Source organism: Rossellomorea sp. NPDC077527 (assembly GCF_044542955.1).
Classification (GTDB): domain Bacteria; phylum Bacillota; class Bacilli; order Bacillales; family Bacillaceae_B; genus Rossellomorea; species Rossellomorea aquimaris_E.
In genome coordinates, this window is the sequence record NZ_JBITVL010000003.1 from 306,702 (window position 1) to 323,787 (window position 17,086).

The following is a 17,086-nucleotide window of genomic DNA, read 5'->3' on the forward strand; positions in this document are numbered from 1 at the left end:
ACTACATGTTATGAAATTTCCTCTCATCTTGTAACTAAAATGTGCAGACACCCATGGATAAATCAATTGACTACAAGCTTGAACCTCAATATGGTAAGATGATGTTTGGAAATAAGGAGGCTACAGCATGACATTTAAAGGTTTTACAAAAAAAGATTTCAATGTATTCAAGATCGATGGGCTCGAGGATCGAATGACTGCCATTCAAGAACAGATTCGACCTAAATTGGAATATCTGGGTGAACATTTTGCTCCCTCTTTAAGCGCCTTAACAGGTAATGAGATGTTTTTTCATGTTGCTAAACATGCAAGGCGTTCAGTAAATCCTCCTGATGATACCTGGGTTGCATTTGCCAGTAACAAACGAGGTTATAAAAAACATCCTCATTTCCAAATAGGATTATGGGAAACTCACGTATTTATTTGGTTTGCAATGATTTATGAAGCTCCGGGAAAAGCTGAATTCGGTAAAGAAGTTGAAGAAAATGCAGATAAAATTAGATCAATGATTCCTGGACATTTTGTTTGGTCCGGCGATCATACAAAACCGGATGCTGCACCTTTCTCTTCTCTCTCACAGGATGAATTCATTGCTTTAACTGAACGGGTTCAAAAAGTAAAGAAAGCTGAACTTCTGTGCGGACTTCACTTAGATCGGGACACTGCCATTAAGCTTACTGGAAAAGAATTGATCCATGAAATTGAAAGTGCCTTTGAAACACTTTTACCCCTTTATAAATTGAACTAAACCATGTAACTGCAGGGAATAATGCAGAAAGAACGACTGCCGGGAATGGCAGTCGTTCTCTTAATTCATTGATATTTTCTCTACATCCTGCAGCTCTTTCATTTTCTTCACTACACGATAAGAGGAATAGCCACTGGATTCTTCAAATTCGTTGCAGATCCGTTTCTCTTCTGCCTTACCAGGGACAATTTCTTTAAATCGCTTATAACGATTCATCAAGTCTTCTCTTGAAACACCTTTTTCATAAGCTTTTTCAATCGCTTCAAAAAAGGCGATGACATCGATGACTTCTTCCGTTGACCAATCGATATCGAATGGGTATTGATATTCCATGTTGTTTAACAACTCCTTTGACACTGTTTTATTTCCACTTCTTTCGGATGTCTTCCCCTTGCGAAATCATTCCATCGATGAGATCTTTCACTGAAGGGATGTTCCGTATTAATCCCATTACTTGTCCAGCCCATGCAAATCCTTGGTCTGACTCTCCACCGTAAATGTATCGTTTATTCGCTTCACCACTTATGTAATCTTTTAATCCTTCATACCCTGGATTCCTCGTTTCGGCATCCAATATCCGCTTTGTCCAGGAGTTTGATATGGCTCTTGCAGGTGCTCCTAAAGAGCGTTTAATGACTACTGTACCACTCTCTTCCCCTTCAATCAAGGCGCGTTTGTACACTTCTGATGCATGTACACATTCTTCTGTAGCAATGAATCTCGTACCCATCTCCACACCCTCTGCTCCAAAACTGAGGGCTGCCATTAATCCCCGTCCGTCTCCTACTCCTCCTGATGCAATGACCGGGATGGAGACGGCATCCACCACTTGTGGTATCAAGACAAATGTGCCGATATCATCTTTCCCGAGATGTCCTCCTCCTTCCTGTCCGACGACCATCACGGCGTCTGCACCAAGTTCTTCTGCTTTCTGTGCCTGTCTCTTTGAGGCGACCAATACAAGCTTTATCATCTTCTCCCCTTTTATCTGCTGAAACAATGGCGTCGGGTTCCCTCCTGTCACGGAGATGACCGGTACATTCTCTTGGATGGCGATATCGACAAATTCACTGAAAGGGCGTCCATGTTGACCGATGGCAAAGTTCACCCCGAATGGTTTATCTGTTAGAGATTGGACCTTTTTAATTTCGTTTCTAAGCTCTTCAGGATTATCCATTGACATGGCGGTGATCTGACCAAGACCGCCTGCATTCGATACTGCCGCTGCAAGCTCAGCATATGCCAAGTGTGCAAGACCTCCTTGTATAATGGGATATTGTATGTTTAACAACTCTGTTACCCGCGTTTTCCAATTCATGTGAATCCCTCCATTCATTCATCTATTCTGGATGGAGTGGGGAAAATCCTTTCTTGTTGACCGTATAATATGTATTGAGAGGGTCATTCTTAGAGGTAAGAGTGGTTGAAGTTAGGCTTATAGATTTTTGGCTCATTCGGTAGAAACGTACGTTTCTACCGCCTTTCAGCTTTGCTGAAAGGTCGTCCAGTGTCAGAGCACCCGCAAGATCAAGCGAGCTTGATCTTGCGGGTGCTCTGACACTGGACGTAAATGAGCCAAAAATCATTGATGACTTGATGACTCTTCTTTTTATTGTGCTATGAAAAAATATCCCCACCATAGGCGTATGTCACTATGCAAAGGATTTAGTAAGTGCTATAATTCTTTTGTTTGTTGAAAATATCGTAAGAAAGTGCATGAAATTGTGATTGAAATTTTATATTATGATATCTTTAGCATAGATGTTTTTGTTATGAAGAATATAAAGAGGTGTTGAATGAATTGTCTCAGAATGAAACGCCGTTGTTTACCGGCTTAATTGAACATAGTAAAAAGAATCCTGTCCAGTTTCATATTCCCGGCCATAAGAAAGGTGCAGGTATGGATCCTGCATTTAAAGATTTCATCGGGGAAAATGCATTATCCATTGATTTGATTAATATTGGTCCTCTGGATGATTTGCATCAACCGAAAGGGATGATCAAGAAAGCCCAGGATCTCGCAGCAGAGGCGTTTGGTGCAGATCATACATTCTTCTCTGTTCAAGGGACCAGCGGAGCAATCATGACGATGGTCATGAGTGTTTGTGGGCCAGGGGACAAAATCATTGTTCCAAGAAACGTTCATAAATCCGTCATGTCTGCGATTGTTTTCTCCGGTGCCACCCCTATCTTTATCCATCCGGATATCGATGAGGATCTGGGGATTTCCCATGGTATTACAACCGATGCGGTTGCAAAGGCGTTGGAACAAAACCCCGACGCAAAAGGTGTACTTGTGATCAATCCAACCTATTTCGGGATTTCAGCAGACCTTAAAAAAATAGTAGAAATTGCTCATTCTTACCAGGTTCCAGTTCTGGTGGATGAAGCACATGGCGTTCATATCCACTTCCATGATGATCTTCCGTTATCAGCCATGCAGGCAGGAGCTGATCTTGCAGCAACTAGCGTCCATAAGCTCGGTGGGTCCATGACGCAAAGCTCCGTTCTTAACATGAAAGAAGGGCTCGTTTCAGCTAAGCGTGTACAGACCATCTTAAGCATGCTGACGACCACTTCTACTTCATACTTACTGCTGGCATCCCTTGATGTGGCTAGAAAACGACTTGCTACTGAAGGGCGGGAACTCATCTCTAGAACGATCGAACTCTCCCAGGATATCAGAAGACAAATCAATGAAGTGGATGGATTATACTGCGTAGGAGAAGAAATACTTGGCACCAAAGCCACATATGCTTATGATCCGACGAAGTTGATTGTATCGGTCAAGGATCTTGGAATCAGCGGTTTTGATGCGGAAAAGTGGTTGAGAGAAGCACATAATATCGAGGTTGAAATGTCTGACCTTTACAATATTCTTTGTATCATCACACCTGGCGATACGGAACATGAAGGCAATCAATTGGTTTCAGCCCTAAAGGAACTTGTTACAAGCCTTAAGAAGCATGGGGAAATGGCTCCTGTTAAAGTGATGCTGCCCGATATACCGGTGCTGTCTATCACACCAAGGGATGCATTTTACGCCGATACCGAGGTGATCCCGATTGATGAATCTGTAGGAAGAACCATTGCAGAGTTCATCATGGTCTATCCTCCAGGTATTCCTATTTTCATTCCTGGGGAAATCATCACCCAGGAAAATATCCATTATATCAAAACCAACATAGAAGCCGGCCTGCCAGTGCAGGGACCCGAAGATTATGATTTACGGCATTTAAGAGTCATCAAGGAACATCGCGCCATACGATAAAAAAAGGATGAAGAAGGTCACACCTTCTTCATCCTTTTTATTTATTTAGAACCCCTTAAGACTCTATTAACTCCCGCTCCCCTAAGCAGGCATTAATCATCTAATTCTTGTTCGTCGTTGCAGTCACAGCAGTTAGAGAATAAAACAGAAACCTTCTCATCTTCATAATGCTCAATAGTGCTTAGGCATGATTGACATACAATTGTTCCCATTCTTTTTCCTCTCCTTCAAGTGTTGTTTTTGTAAACGCTTTATCTTATCTGTTTCTATAATAATATAACACATTTAAAATATCAAGCCTAAATTGTATAACATATTTAACTTTTTCTCCTTACAATCATTCATACTATTAATTTTAATATTTTATGTAAGGGTTTTCTTGTATATGCAAAAGTTCATAAAAAAACCGCATAAATGAAGTGACTCATCTATGCGGCTCGACTATTCGATTGTTTTAATCCGCTTTGGATCCAATGTTTCATATCCCTTTGCACGAAGGCCGTTCACTATGTCAACCAGTGCTTCGCTTGTCCAGGTACGATCGTGCATGAGGAGGTTTGCCCCATTATTCAAAAAAGGGCTGTTTACCATGATATCCGTAATGGCGGCTTTATTTTGATATTGCTTTTCCCAATCATAACCATATGTCCAATTCATCAAAGACATTTTTTCTTTTAAGGCAAGCTGCCGGCTATAATCCGTATTCTGGCCGAAAGGAGCTCTGAAGAATTTCGGCCTTTCTCCAGTGATGGATTCCACTAAATCACTTACAGACAGAATTTCTTCTTTTTGCTTTTCAGGTGGAAGATCCTTTAAGCTGCTATGACTATACGTATGATTCCCAATCATGAATCCCATATCATAAATCTTTTTTAACGTTTCCTTTTCCTCCGGTGTATCGAGGAAATGTCCATTCACAAAGAAGATGGCTGGTGCATTTAACGCTTTTAAGTCTTTTGCCATTTGGAGAGCATGCTGATCAGGGGCATCATCAAACGTTAGCAACACTACTTTAGGGTTGGCATCACCGATTGGATTAATACTCCAATTATTTTCATTTATCTTATAGTCCTGGGTCTGTATCACTTCTTTTGTTGGCTCAGCTTTTTCGTTTGAATCAGGTTTTTCGGTATTAGCGCTATCACTTGGCTTTTGAACCTCTTGTTTCACTTCAGTCTGATCGGAAGTCTCGGATACCGGTTTGGTGCCCGTGTGTTCACTTCCGCAAGCTGTCAGGAGTATAAGGGTTAATCCGGATGCTAAAATCTTTTTCATGTCTCTCACCTTTCCCTATTCACTTTGAATATTTTAACATATTCCAAAGAGAATCTGGGAAAGAATTAAAATATTTCCATTATATTTTCAAAGGCGATTTTGAAAATAAAAAAGCATGTCAGACTAAATGAAGTTATAAATAATGTAAGCTTTCTTGATTGAACGATCTTCTTCGCAGACATAAAGGCAAGATAAAAAAACAGGACAAACATGATCCATTTATATTCTAAATGATCCTTTTCTGAAATCCACTCTGCTATGGAAAACACACTCCAAAGTACCATCTGAACCAAGAAAGCAATATACGATTTCATAATTAAACATCCTTTAAATGAATTATTGATCTATTATGCTTTTCTATATACCCGTCCTGCGAGAATAAAACCAATTGTCCAGCATATGAATTGTTTTATGATTTTGCTGTATTAACATAGTATATTCTTTTCCGATTACTTTCATTATGTATGTCTTTTCATTTTTGTAACATTTTAATGACTCGGCTCTTTTTAATTTTACCCTATGATAAAATGTGACGTAAGATCAGTTAAAAAGTCAATTCTCTACAAAATTCATTCTTCACGTTCATAGCATCGTTTAAGAAAAGAGGATGATGTATGAAACATATACTAACTTTTTTGATACTTACTTCCACAATGTTGCTTTTGACTTCGTGTGATGATATCTCTACCGATAAAGTGGCTTTAGCACAGGATCAATTTATTGAAAAACAGGTTATCTTTTTTACAGATGAACGAAATGTCTCAAGAGAAATACCCTATTACGATGCGATCATTGAACTAAAAAAACGGTACCCTGATCATTTTAAGCAGTTGAAAGTCGTTAGTTTAAACACTGAAGCCACAACTAAAATCGCTGATCCACCCCCTGCCTCACCAGCCATAGTAGTGGTGGAAAATAATCAGATTATTTGTAAAGTCGAAGGGCACAAATCTAAAGAAAACATTATACAGCCTGTTACTAAGGCTATTAAATCGTGGTAATCATCATTTCATATAGTAAAAATAGGACCGGAGCTTCTTAGCTCCGGTCCTATTCTTTTGCCGAACAATAAAAAGGATGAACCCCTAAAAAGGGGATCATCCTGAGTATTTACGATTATTTAATGATATGGATTGGGCTTCCCATCGCAACTTCCGCTGCTTCCATGGAAATCTCACCTAAAGTTGGATGTGCATGAATCGTCATCGCAACATCTTCGGCCGTCATTCCGGACTCGATTGCAAGTCCTAGTTCTGCGATCATATCTGATGCTCCAGAACCAACAATTTGAGCTCCGATAATTAAACCGTCTTCTTTACGAGTAACAAGCTTCATGAAGCCATCACTTGCATTAAGAGCTAATGCACGGCCATTAGCAGCGAATGGGAATTTAGCAGCGGTTACTTCGATGCCTTCTTCTTTCGCTTGAGCTTCAGAATACCCCACTGTTGCTAATTCAGGGTCTGTGAAGCATACAGCCGGAATACCAAGGTAGTCGATTTCTGCAGGTTCACCTGAGATGACCTCAGCAGCAATTTTACCCTCGTATGATGCTTTGTGAGCAAGTGGTGGTCCGTCAACGATATCACCAATCGCGAAGATGTTCGGGATGTTCGTGCGGCATTGTTTATCAATTTTGATAACTCCGCGGTCTGTCATCTCGATCCCAGCTTCTTCAAGACCAATTTCGTCCGTGTTTGGACGACGGCCAACCGTTACTAGGACGTAATCTGCCTCAACAGATGTTTCTTCGCCATTCACTTCATATTTCACAACGACTCCGCTGTCACTTTCTTCAACGCCTTTAGCCATTGCTTTTGTTACAACTTCGACGCCTTTTTTCTTAAGTTCTTTTTTCACAACGGAAGTCATCTGCTTTTCGAATCCGCTAAGGATATCGTCAGCACCTTCCAAGATTGTTACTTGAGATCCTAGGTTTGCATAAGCAGTTCCAAGCTCAGTTCCGATGTAACCTCCACCGATTACAACAAGCTTGCTTGGGATTTCTTCCAATGCAAGTGCGCCTGTAGAGTCAAGGACGCGTTTAGAAAACTTGAAGCTAGGGATTTCAATCGGACGTGAACCAGTTGCAAGGATCAAGTTCTTGAATTTGTATGTTTGAGCTGAGTTGTCATCCATTACACGTAGTGTATTGGCATCTACAAGGTAAGCTTCACCGCGAACGATTTCAGCTTTATTTCCTTTAAGAAGTCCTTCAACACCGCCGGTTAATTTTTTAACGACGCCAGCTTTCCACTCTTGAACTTTATCGAAATTCACTTTTACATTTTCAGCAACGATACCCATGTCATCAGAGTGTTGCGCCTGATGGAAACGGTGACCTGCTGTGATAAGAGCCTTAGATGGGATACAGCCAACGTTTAAGCATACTCCACCCATGTTTTCTTTTTCGATGATTGTCACTTTTTGCCCGAGCTGTGCTGCACGGATTGCAGCTACATATCCTCCGGGACCTGAACCAACTACGATTGTATCTGTTTCGATTGGGAAATCTCCTACTACCATTGTATTACGCCTCCATTAATAATAATTCTGGATCGTTCAACAAACGCTTGATGTGGTTAAGTGCATGTTGAGCAGTAGCTCCGTCGATCATGCGGTGATCGAAGCTCAATGATAATGCTAACACAGGTGCCGCTACAATTTCACCATTTTTAACCACAGGTTTTTCGGCAATGCGTCCAACCCCAAGGATAGCAACCTCTGGATGGTTAATAACCGGAGTGAACCATTGTCCACCGGCAGAACCGATATTCGTAATCGTGCATGATGCACCTTTCATTTCATCGCCTGACAGTTTACCGTCACGCGCTTTACCAGCAAGTTCATTGATTTCATTTGAAATCGAGAACATCGATTTACGGTCTGCATTTTTCACAACCGGTACTAATAGACCTTTGTCTGTATCCGCAGCGATACCGATGTTGTAATAATGTTTTTGAACGATTTCACTTGTAGCATCGTCAATAGACGTATTAAGAGCTGGATACTCGCGCAATGCACTTGTCAATGCTTTTACGATGTATGGTAAGAACGTTAATTTGATTCCTTTTTCAGCAGCAACTTCTTTGAACTTCTTGCGGTGAGCCCAAAGTTTCGTCACATCGATTTCATCCATTAATGTTACGTGAGGAGCTGTATGCTTAGAGTTTACCATTGCTTTGGCAATTGCTTTACGCATTCCACTCATTTTCTCACGAGTTTCTGGGTATTCACCTTCAGGAGCTTTAGGAGCTGCAGCTTTAGAATCAGCCTCTGGAGCTTTTTCTTCTGTCTTCGCTTCTTCTTTTGCTTCCGCAGGTTTAGCGTCTCCGCTTAGGAATGCATCGATATCTTCTTTCACGACACGTCCGTTTTTACCTGATCCGGATACTTGGCGAATTTCAACACCGTTCTCTCTTGCATACTTACGTACAGAAGGCATCGCGATTACACGCTTATTAGTGTCAACTTCAGATTCTTCGGAAGCTTCAGGGGACGCATCTTTCTTAACATCCTGTCCTTGTTCAGCAGTCGCTTGAACTTGCCCTTCCGTTTTCTCTTCCGCTTTCTCTTCTTTCTTGTCTTCTCCGCCCTTGAATTGCAGGTCTTCATAACCAGGTGCGTCGAACTTGATCAGTGTGTCGCCTACAACGGCTACCGTACCTTCGTCTACAAGAAGCTCTTCAACCGTTCCTGCTACCGGAGATGGGATTTCTACTACAGCTTTATCATTTTGGACTTCACATAGTACATCGTCTTCTTCCACTTTATCGCCAGGTTTCACAAACCATTTGACGATTTCACCTTCATGAATACCTTCACCAATGTCTGGTAATTTGAATTCGAATGACATGGACTCGACCTCCTGTATTGAATAATGATTAAAATAGATGAATGTTTAAGTTAATCTGTCTCTATCTCTACTATCTATAATTGGAAAAGAGAAGGGTGGAATGCCCTTCTGTTTTCATTTGCGTATTAATGGAGGAGCTTCTCTGCTCCTTCTCAATTAGAAGTTAAGTACTTTTTTCGCCGTTTCAATAACGTCCTTGTGATTCGGTAACCAGACTGGCTCTGCTTGAGAGAAAGAGAATACTGTATCTGGTGCCGCAACACGAAGTACTGGTGCTTCTAGGCTAAGAATTGCACGGTCGTTGATTTCAGCAACAACATTCGCAGCGATACCCGCTTGCTTTTGAGCTTCTTGAACTACGATTGCACGGTTTGTTTTCTCAACAGATGCCATGATCGTGTCAATGTCAAGTGGACTTACAGTACGCAGGTCGATTACCTCAACTGAATGTCCTTCTTTTTCAAGCTCATCAGCTGCTTTCAATGATTCGTGTACCATTGCTCCGTATGAGATGATCGTAAGGTCTGTACCTTCACGTTTCACATCCGCCTTACCAATTTCAATTGTGTATTCCTCTTCAGGAACCTCTTGACGGAATGAACGGTATAATTTCATATGCTCTAAGAAAATGACAGGGTCATTATCACGGATAGATGAGATTAAAAGTCCTTTTGCGTCGTAAGGAGTAGATGGAATAACCACTTTAAGACCTGGTTGTTGTGCCATCAATCCTTCTAAGCTGTCCGCATGAAGTTCTGGAGTATGTACTCCACCACCGAATGGGGAACGGATCGTGATCGGTGACGTATACGTGCCACCTGAACGGTAGCGCATACGCGCCATTTGTCCACTTACTGAATCCATTACTTCATATACGAAACCGAAGAATTGGATTTCAGGTACTGGACGGTATCCTTCTAATGCTAAACCGATTGCTAAACCACCGATTCCTGATTCTGCAAGTGGAGTATCGAATACACGGTCTTCACCGAATTCTTTCTGAAGTCCTTCCGTTGCACGGAATACACCACCGTTAAGACCTACGTCTTCACCAAAAACTAAAACGTCTTCGTTGTTGCGTAGTTCTGTGCGCAGTGCATCAGTGATCGCTTGAATCATTGTCATTTGCGCCATGGCTTATTTCGACTCCTTTTCTTTGTAGATTTCTAATTGTTCTTTTAGGTTATAAGGAAGCTCTTCATACATGTTGTTGATGAAGTCAGTGACTTTTTGTTTAGGAGCTGAATCTGCTTCCTTGATCGCTTTTTTGATATCTTCTTTCGCTTCTTCGATCACTTCGTTTTCTTTCTCTTCACTCCATAATCCTTTACCTTCAAGGAATTTACGGAAACGTACTAATGGATCTTTCTTTTCCCAATCTGTATCCATTTCTGAAGTACGGTAACGTGTAGGATCATCTCCAGCCATTGTATGTGGACCATAACGATAGCATAGTGTTTCGATCAGTGAAGGACCTTCACCGTTTACTGCACGGTTACGGGCTTCTAAAGTTGCAGAATAAACCGCTAGAGGATCCATACCGTCAACTAAGATACCAGGGATACCTGCTGCAACCGCTTTTTGAGCAATCGTACGTCCTGCTGTTTGCTTTTCACGAGGTGTAGAGATCGCGAATTGGTTGTTTTGTACAACGAAAATCGCAGGAGCAGCATATGAACCTGCAAAGTTGATTCCTTCATAGAAATCACCCTGTGAAGATCCACCGTCTCCTGTATACGTGATCGCAACAGCTTTCTTGCCGCGTTTCTTAAGGCCAAGAGCCACTCCGGCAGTTTGAATGTACTGAGCACCGATGATGATTTGTGGTGATAATACATTTACACCTTCAGGAGCCTGATTACCCTGGAAGTGGCCGCGTGAGAATAAGAATGCTTTAGCAAGCGGAAGACCGTGCCAGATGATTTGTGGAACATCACGATATCCAGGCAGGATCCAATCTTCCTTCTCAAGAGCGAAGTGAGAAGCGATCTGTGATGCCTCCTGTCCAGCTGTTGGTGCGTAGAAACCTAAACGTCCTTGGCGGTTCAAGGAGATTGATCTCTGATCAAGAATACGAGTGTAAACCATACGGCGCATTAATTCCTGAAGATCCTCATCAGAGATCTCCGGCATAGCGTCTTCGTTTACTACTTCGCCTTCTTCGTTCAAAATTTGGAACATTTCAAACTTGTCTTCAATTTGTTCGAGCGTCTTAACTGCATCGAATTGTGCCTTCTTTGATTTAGAAGCCATCGAAGTCACCTATCCTTCCTTTATACATTTATTTTGGTTTTTTTACATACATTGTTTAGATTACCCAAATTCAGTATGACTACCACAATACTTGCGGATACACACACTAATAGTAGTTTTCCACAAATACCAAGAAAGAAAACCCGAAATTACATCCGAGTTTATCTGTATTAATCAAAATTTCAACTCGACTAATACAATTCATGAATACCTTACTTAGTTTACAATATTAAAAATCAGTTAGTCAACGACAAAGTATTATAAATTAATGTTTCTTCACTACCTCATTTATACTTTCTACCAATTATTTTCAAAACTGTATCAATACACAGTCATCACCTGTTATATATAAACCAACAAAAAATCCTCTCCTGTTATAGAGTAATGAATCTCTCCCAGCATAAAAAAAGATGAAGGATGGCCAACTGCCTTCCTTCATCTTTTATGTACATATTATTCTGACTCTTGGACATCAAGTTCTGCCTTTGAGTAAAATTCTTGTTTTTGCTTGTTGAATGAATCTGTCTTCGCATTGTAATCTTCATTAAACTTCTCGATCTTTTCATATTGTTTATTAATGGAAGTGATTTGTTTTTCTAGTTCTTCCATCGTAAGATCTTTCTTTTTAAACATATTATAAAGTTCTTCATCAAGAGAAAGGGCCTCTAAATAAGAGGATGTGAGTTTTTCATGGAGCTGATATCGCTCTTTCATCGTATCATTGAGCTTTTTCGCTTCTTTTTGAAGGTTTGTATCTTTTAACTCATCCATATATTCCTTTGCTTTCGCAAACTCTTCTTTGGCTTCACTCATGGACTCACGTTCTTTTTCGATATACTCTTTTCTTTTACTGATGTTGTCCAGAGCTTCATCGGAAAGCTTAACAATTTGGTCAAACTCTTTCATTCCGAGATCCATGATTTTCGTATAAATCTCTTTTTCTTTTTCTTCAGACTCTTGAAGAGGCTTTTGAACTTCAACGTATTGACTTTCTTTCGCAACAGTTTCTTCAAGAACATTATACAAATTTTCCTCGGGTGTAGAACCACCGACACATCCCATAAGGACAATGATAGCGGCTCCTAAAATGAAAGCAAAACGAAATTTCGACACAACCAGATCCCCCTTACCTATTTACCACCTTCTACTATATCTATGTCTACATCTTTTGACAATAGGGATTTACAACTGTGGAAAAAAATGTCGTTTAGACTATTATTCCTATTAAAAGAGTATGTATATTGGTGCTTGAGTATTCCTGATAATTTCAGTTCTCATTCATTAACTTTTCCAAAGGAAAATGATAGACTGTTATCATACATAATAGATTATATTAAAACGTAAAGTAGAGAAGGGATCATCTAGGCACCCTGTCTTTTTTTGTGTTTCATGGACAGCCGGGACCCGTTATTTCTATTGTACGCGAGGAGGAAGAACAATGATTACGATGAATGACATCATTCGTGAGGGTCACCCTACATTAACGATGGTGGCTAAGGAAGTGCCTCTCCCACCATCCCAAGAAGACCAGGAGATATTGAGAAGCTTATTAGAATATGTCATAAATAGTCAAAATCCTGAAACGGCAAGTAAATATGGACTAAGACCTGGAATTGGTCTCGCTGCACCTCAGATAAATGTCTCAAAACGGATGCTTGCCGTCAATGTCACAGACAATCAAGGAAAGCTCTACAGTCACGCGCTTTTCAATCCAAAAATCATCAGTCATTCCATCGAGAAGGCCTATTTAACTTCTGGGGAAGGATGCTTATCCGTCGATCGGAATGTGCCGGGCTTTGTCCCTCGGTATGCGAGAGTGACAGTGAGAGGATGGGATGTGGACGGCAATGAAGTAAAGCTCCGTCTTAAAGGGCTTCCTGCCATCGTCTTTCAACATGAAATCGACCACTTGAACGGAGTCATGTTTTATGACCACATTAATCCTAACAATCCATTCGAACCGATCCCAGATGCAATTGCAATTGAACGATGAACCTACTAATAAGCCTCCCGTCACGCGGGAGGCTTTTTCAATATCTAGATCAGTTCGAGTTCTTTTAAACCGTGGTAAATTCCATCTTCGTCCACATGTTTTGTAATCAGGTCTGCATGGTGTTGGACTTCCTGTACTGCATTTCCCATAGCAACACCTGTTCCGACTGATTGTATCATCTCAATATCATTCAAACCGTCGCCAAATGCGTAAACATCCTCCATTTTGAATCCGAGCTTTGCAATCATCTTTTTGATTCCCTCGGCCTTTGAACCGCCTTTAGGCAGAATATCCATGGAGTATTGATGCCAGCGGATAAACGTGAAATCGGTATACTTCTCCCGATAAAAGGCTTCTTCTTCTTTGGAACAGAATAATAAGGATTGATAGATGTCTCTCCCTTTGTAAAAATCCGGGTCGAATCCCGGATGAGGGAACTTCAAGCTGCTCATGCTTTTTTCAATATAATCGTGGTGCTGATGGTTTGATTTCATCGTTTGGTGATTGAGGTGTACGACAGGATGCTCCTTCTTATACGTATCCTCTAATAACTCTTCCAACGTTTCGAGTTTCAACGGATTCGTATAAATCACTTCATTTTCAAACACCACATATTGCCCATTAAAGGAAACGAAAGATTCAATCCCCAACTCTTCTCTCAGGCTTTCATACATAAACGGAGCTCTTCCCGTCGCAATTGCAACATACGTACCGTTTTCCTGCAGCGTCTGAATGGCTTCTTTCGTTGCTTGAGGCAGTTTCTTATCGTGATCAAGCAGGGTACCGTCTATATCAAAGAAAACTATTTTAGACATGATCGTTCTCCTTTTCCGTCATATTCGATTACCAATCTATTTTACACGTTGTTTAAGGTAATCCTTTACGGTAGAAATGTCAATGAAGACGACCGAACACAACGATTTACCAAACATAACCATGTAAGAGATTCCATAAATTCCGTACAATATAAGTAATACAACAGAGACGTCCCTATTATTGTTCCTTTACTTCAAAGGAAAATCTCGGTAAACTATTGATAAGGAGTGATCCACCATGTTAAAGAAGCTGAGAAAAAAGCTTTTAAAACAGTGGAAAGATTTGCTTAGAAAAAAAACGATCGCCTAATCTATCGATTCACGAAAAGCAGCATAACCGGAATGCACGCTCTTCGGAGATACCGACATACATTTATACACAAAGAAAAAGGGACTGACGCCACTAGTGAGTTTTATGTCTCCATTGGTATTGGTCCCTCTTCTACTTTTTATCATGATTTAGTAAAGGATTATTCAAAAACTTTATTTACAGAGAAGAATCCTTTATAATTTATTACATACATAAACTATGCGATTCATTCCCTATATGAATGACAGGCTATTATATAAGATTTTTGAGCAAATACTGCCGGTCATGGACCATTCTGATGAACCTTTAATTACAGGCCTTTCCATTCATCGATTGGTCGCCCTGTGATAAGAAAATGATACCTGGGAAATCATCGTTTTTTTACCACAGGGCGTATACGAGCCAAATATGAACATCGTCATATTCAGACTAAACAGGTATACTATACCGATTAGAAGGGAAACCTGCCCTCTAATGTCTTTGCTCTATAGCATCCGGTCTTGATCGTCATGATCCGTCCTACTGAAATGGGACGTGCTTCCATACCATCAAGAGTTTACGATGCCGCTTATGTTATGTAGTTGATAACTTTTTTATCATAGATGAAAGTTAGATTTTTTGAAAACGGATAAGGAGAGAGAAAAATGATTTTTAAAGTATTTTATCAAGAAAGTAAAGCAGAAGTGCCTGTTCGCGAATGCACTCAATCTCTTTACATGAAAGCAGATTCAGAACGTGAAGTACGCCTGAATTTAAAAGACAAACCGTATAATATCGAATTCGTACAAAAGCTTGAGGGCGCTTTTTTAGAGTATGAACAAAACCACCATTCTTTCGAGTTGGAGCAATAAGCAATGAAATTTGTAAAGAATGACCAAACCGCTGTATTTGCCCTTGGCGGTTTAGGTGAAATCGGTAAAAACACATACGGCGTACAATTCCAAGACGAAATTATCCTAATCGATGCTGGTATCAAGTTCCCTGAGGACGAACTGCTCGGTATCGATTATGTTATCCCGGATTATACTTATCTGGTGAAGAATGCGGATAAAATCAAAGGTCTTTTCGTCACTCATGGACATGAAGACCATATCGGTGGAATTCCATATTTACTTCGCGAATTAAATATCCCAATATACGGTGGGAAACTAGCACTAGGCCTGATCAAGAATAAGCTTGAAGAGCACGGTTTACTACGTAATGCGAAATTAAATGTCATCCAGGAAGATGATATTATTAAATTCCGCAAAACATCTGTAACCTTCTTCAGAACTACCCATAGTATTCCGGACTCATATGGAATCGTTGTTAAAACACCACCTGGTAATGTTGTGCATACAGGTGACTTCAAATTCGACTTCACTCCTGTTGGTGAACCTGCGAACTTAACCAAGATGGCTGAAATCGGAAAAGAAGGCGTTCTTTGTCTACTGTCTGACAGTACAAATGCTGAGGTACCAAACTTCACCATGTCAGAACGAAAAGTTGGAGAAAGCATCAATGATATCTTCCGTAAAGTGGATGGAAGGGTCATCTTTGCTACATTCGCTTCGAATATTCACCGCCTTCAACAAGTGGTGGAAGCGGCCGTATTCCATAATCGTAAGGTCGCTGTTTTCGGAAGAAGCATGGAGGCAGCCATCACGATCGGTCAGGAACTAGGTTATATCAATGCACCAAAGGATACATTCATTGAACATAATCAGATCAATCGCCTTCCTGCAAATGAAGTGGCTATCCTTTGCACTGGCTCACAGGGTGAACCGATGGCTGCATTATCAAGGATCGCAAACGGCACTCACCGTCAGATCCAGATCCAGCCTGGCGACACTGTAGTATTCTCTTCATCACCAATTCCAGGGAATACAATCAGCGTTAACCGTACGATTAATCTCTTATATCGTGCCGGTGCTGAAGTCATTCACGGTCCATTAAGCGATATCCATACTTCCGGGCATGGCGGACAGCAAGAGATGAAGTTGATGCTTCGTTTAATGAACCCAACCTTCTTTATGCCGATTCACGGTGAATTCCGTATGCAGAAGATGCACGCTCAACTTGGTGTTGATTGTGGCGTACAAGTGGAAAACTGCTTTATCATGGACAATGGTGAAGTCCTTGCTTTGAGCAATGATTCCGCGCAGGTAGCAGGTAAGATCCCTTCCGGAAATGTCTATATCGATGGAAGCGGAATCGGTGATATCGGGAATATCGTTCTTCGTGATCGCCGCATCCTCTCTGAAGAAGGATTGGTCATCGTCGTTGTCAGCATCGATATGAAGGATTTCAAGATTGCATCAGGTCCGGACTTAATTTCAAGAGGATTTGTTTACATGCGTGAATCAGGTGATCTGATCAATGAAGCTCAGACACTTATTTCTAAACATATGAACAAGGTCCTTGAAAGAAGAACGTCACAATGGTCTGAAATCAAAAACGAAATCACAGATACACTAGCTCCATTCTTATATGAGAAAACAAAACGCCGTCCAATGATATTACCAATCATCATGGAAGTGTGATTATGTAAAAAGAGGCTGATCTTAAAGATCAGCCTCTTCTTTC

The 17,086-nt window shown here is 40.8% G+C and carries 17 protein-coding genes; 6 read left to right on the forward strand and 11 right to left on the reverse strand.

Annotated elements, in window-relative coordinates:
* Positions 1–127: 127 nt before the first annotated feature.
* Complete coding sequence (locus ACIGG7_RS11470) at positions 128–748, forward strand: YktB family protein (RefSeq protein ID WP_224941381.1); 621 nt, start codon at positions 128–130, stop codon at positions 746–748.
* 60 nt (positions 749–808) lie between these two features.
* Here the strand turns inward: ACIGG7_RS11470 and ACIGG7_RS11475 are convergent, their stop codons facing one another.
* Both ACIGG7_RS11475 and ACIGG7_RS11480 read right to left on the reverse strand, forming a co-directional pair.
* Entirely contained in the window at positions 809–1,081 is a 273-nt protein-coding gene (locus ACIGG7_RS11475) for a UPF0223 family protein (RefSeq protein ID WP_397549826.1), read from the reverse strand.
* 28 nt (positions 1,082–1,109) lie between these two features.
* A complete protein-coding gene (locus ACIGG7_RS11480; protein ID WP_397549827.1) occupies positions 1,110–2,066 on the reverse strand; it encodes an NAD(P)H-dependent flavin oxidoreductase in 957 nt (318 codons plus the stop codon).
* A 483-nt stretch (positions 2,067–2,549) separates the two neighbouring features.
* On the opposite strand from ACIGG7_RS11480, the gene ACIGG7_RS11485 reads away from it, so the two are divergent.
* Complete coding sequence (locus ACIGG7_RS11485; protein ID WP_224941384.1) at positions 2,550–4,019, forward strand: aminotransferase class I/II-fold pyridoxal phosphate-dependent enzyme; 1,470 nt, start codon at positions 2,550–2,552, stop codon at positions 4,017–4,019.
* Between the two features lie 92 nt (positions 4,020–4,111).
* On the opposite strand, the gene ACIGG7_RS11490 is transcribed toward ACIGG7_RS11485, so the two are convergent.
* The 3 genes from ACIGG7_RS11490 to ACIGG7_RS11500 all read right to left on the reverse strand — a co-directional run bounded on the left by ACIGG7_RS11490 (position 4,112) and on the right by ACIGG7_RS11500 (position 5,608).
* On the reverse strand, positions 4,112–4,231 hold the full coding sequence (locus ACIGG7_RS11490) for a GapA-binding peptide SR1P (RefSeq protein ID WP_224941385.1): 120 nt from the start codon (positions 4,229–4,231) through the stop codon (positions 4,112–4,114).
* A 229-nt stretch (positions 4,232–4,460) separates the two neighbouring features.
* Positions 4,461–5,294, reverse strand: coding sequence for a polysaccharide deacetylase family protein (locus tag ACIGG7_RS11495; RefSeq protein WP_397549828.1), 834 nt, complete (start codon positions 5,292–5,294; stop codon positions 4,461–4,463).
* A gap of 65 nt (positions 5,295–5,359) precedes the next feature.
* Positions 5,360–5,608, reverse strand: a complete 249-nt coding sequence (locus ACIGG7_RS11500; protein WP_224941387.1) for a hypothetical protein — start codon at positions 5,606–5,608, stop codon at positions 5,360–5,362.
* Between the two features lie 300 nt (positions 5,609–5,908).
* On the opposite strand from ACIGG7_RS11500, the gene ACIGG7_RS11505 reads away from it, so the two are divergent.
* Positions 5,909–6,295, forward strand: coding sequence for a small peptidoglycan-associated lipoprotein (locus tag ACIGG7_RS11505; RefSeq protein WP_224941388.1), 387 nt, complete (start codon positions 5,909–5,911; stop codon positions 6,293–6,295).
* A 115-nt stretch (positions 6,296–6,410) separates the two neighbouring features.
* Here ACIGG7_RS11505 and lpdA read toward each other — a convergent pair whose 3' ends face one another.
* From lpdA to ACIGG7_RS11530, 5 genes are all read right to left on the reverse strand, one after another.
* On the reverse strand, positions 6,411–7,820 hold the full coding sequence (gene lpdA / locus ACIGG7_RS11510; protein ID WP_224941389.1) for a dihydrolipoyl dehydrogenase: 1,410 nt from the start codon (positions 7,818–7,820) through the stop codon (positions 6,411–6,413).
* Positions 7,821–7,824: 4 nt separating this feature from the next.
* The gene (locus ACIGG7_RS11515) at positions 7,825–9,150 is read right to left on the reverse strand and encodes a dihydrolipoamide acetyltransferase family protein (protein WP_397549829.1); all 1,326 of its coding nucleotides are present in this window, start codon (positions 9,148–9,150) and stop codon (positions 7,825–7,827) included.
* A gap of 156 nt (positions 9,151–9,306) precedes the next feature.
* Positions 9,307–10,284, reverse strand: coding sequence for an alpha-ketoacid dehydrogenase subunit beta (locus ACIGG7_RS11520; protein WP_224941391.1), 978 nt, complete (start codon positions 10,282–10,284; stop codon positions 9,307–9,309).
* A 3-nt stretch (positions 10,285–10,287) separates the two neighbouring features.
* Positions 10,288–11,403: a pyruvate dehydrogenase (acetyl-transferring) E1 component subunit alpha gene (gene pdhA, locus ACIGG7_RS11525; RefSeq protein ID WP_224941392.1), complete on the reverse strand. Its 1,116-nt coding sequence runs from the start codon at positions 11,401–11,403 to the stop codon at positions 10,288–10,290.
* Between the two features lie 453 nt (positions 11,404–11,856).
* Positions 11,857–12,516: a YkyA family protein gene (locus tag ACIGG7_RS11530; RefSeq protein ID WP_397549830.1), complete on the reverse strand. Its 660-nt coding sequence runs from the start codon at positions 12,514–12,516 to the stop codon at positions 11,857–11,859.
* A 325-nt stretch (positions 12,517–12,841) separates the two neighbouring features.
* Here ACIGG7_RS11530 and def point away from each other — a divergent pair, with 325 nt between their 5' ends.
* Entirely contained in the window at positions 12,842–13,396 is a 555-nt protein-coding gene (gene def, locus ACIGG7_RS11535; RefSeq protein WP_224941394.1) for a peptide deformylase, read from the forward strand.
* 44 nt (positions 13,397–13,440) lie between these two features.
* Here def and ACIGG7_RS11540 read toward each other — a convergent pair whose 3' ends face one another.
* Positions 13,441–14,211, reverse strand: coding sequence for a Cof-type HAD-IIB family hydrolase (locus ACIGG7_RS11540; protein ID WP_224941395.1), 771 nt, complete (start codon positions 14,209–14,211; stop codon positions 13,441–13,443).
* 954 nt (positions 14,212–15,165) lie between these two features.
* Here ACIGG7_RS11540 and ACIGG7_RS11545 point away from each other — a divergent pair.
* Together ACIGG7_RS11545 and rnjA are read left to right on the forward strand one after the other, a co-directional pair.
* A complete protein-coding gene (locus ACIGG7_RS11545) occupies positions 15,166–15,372 on the forward strand; it encodes a DNA-dependent RNA polymerase subunit epsilon (RefSeq protein WP_224941396.1) in 207 nt (68 codons plus the stop codon).
* Positions 15,373–15,375: 3 nt separating this feature from the next.
* Positions 15,376–17,043: a ribonuclease J1 gene (gene rnjA / locus ACIGG7_RS11550; RefSeq protein WP_397549831.1), complete on the forward strand. Its 1,668-nt coding sequence runs from the start codon at positions 15,376–15,378 to the stop codon at positions 17,041–17,043.
* Positions 17,044–17,086 lie beyond the last annotated feature (43 nt).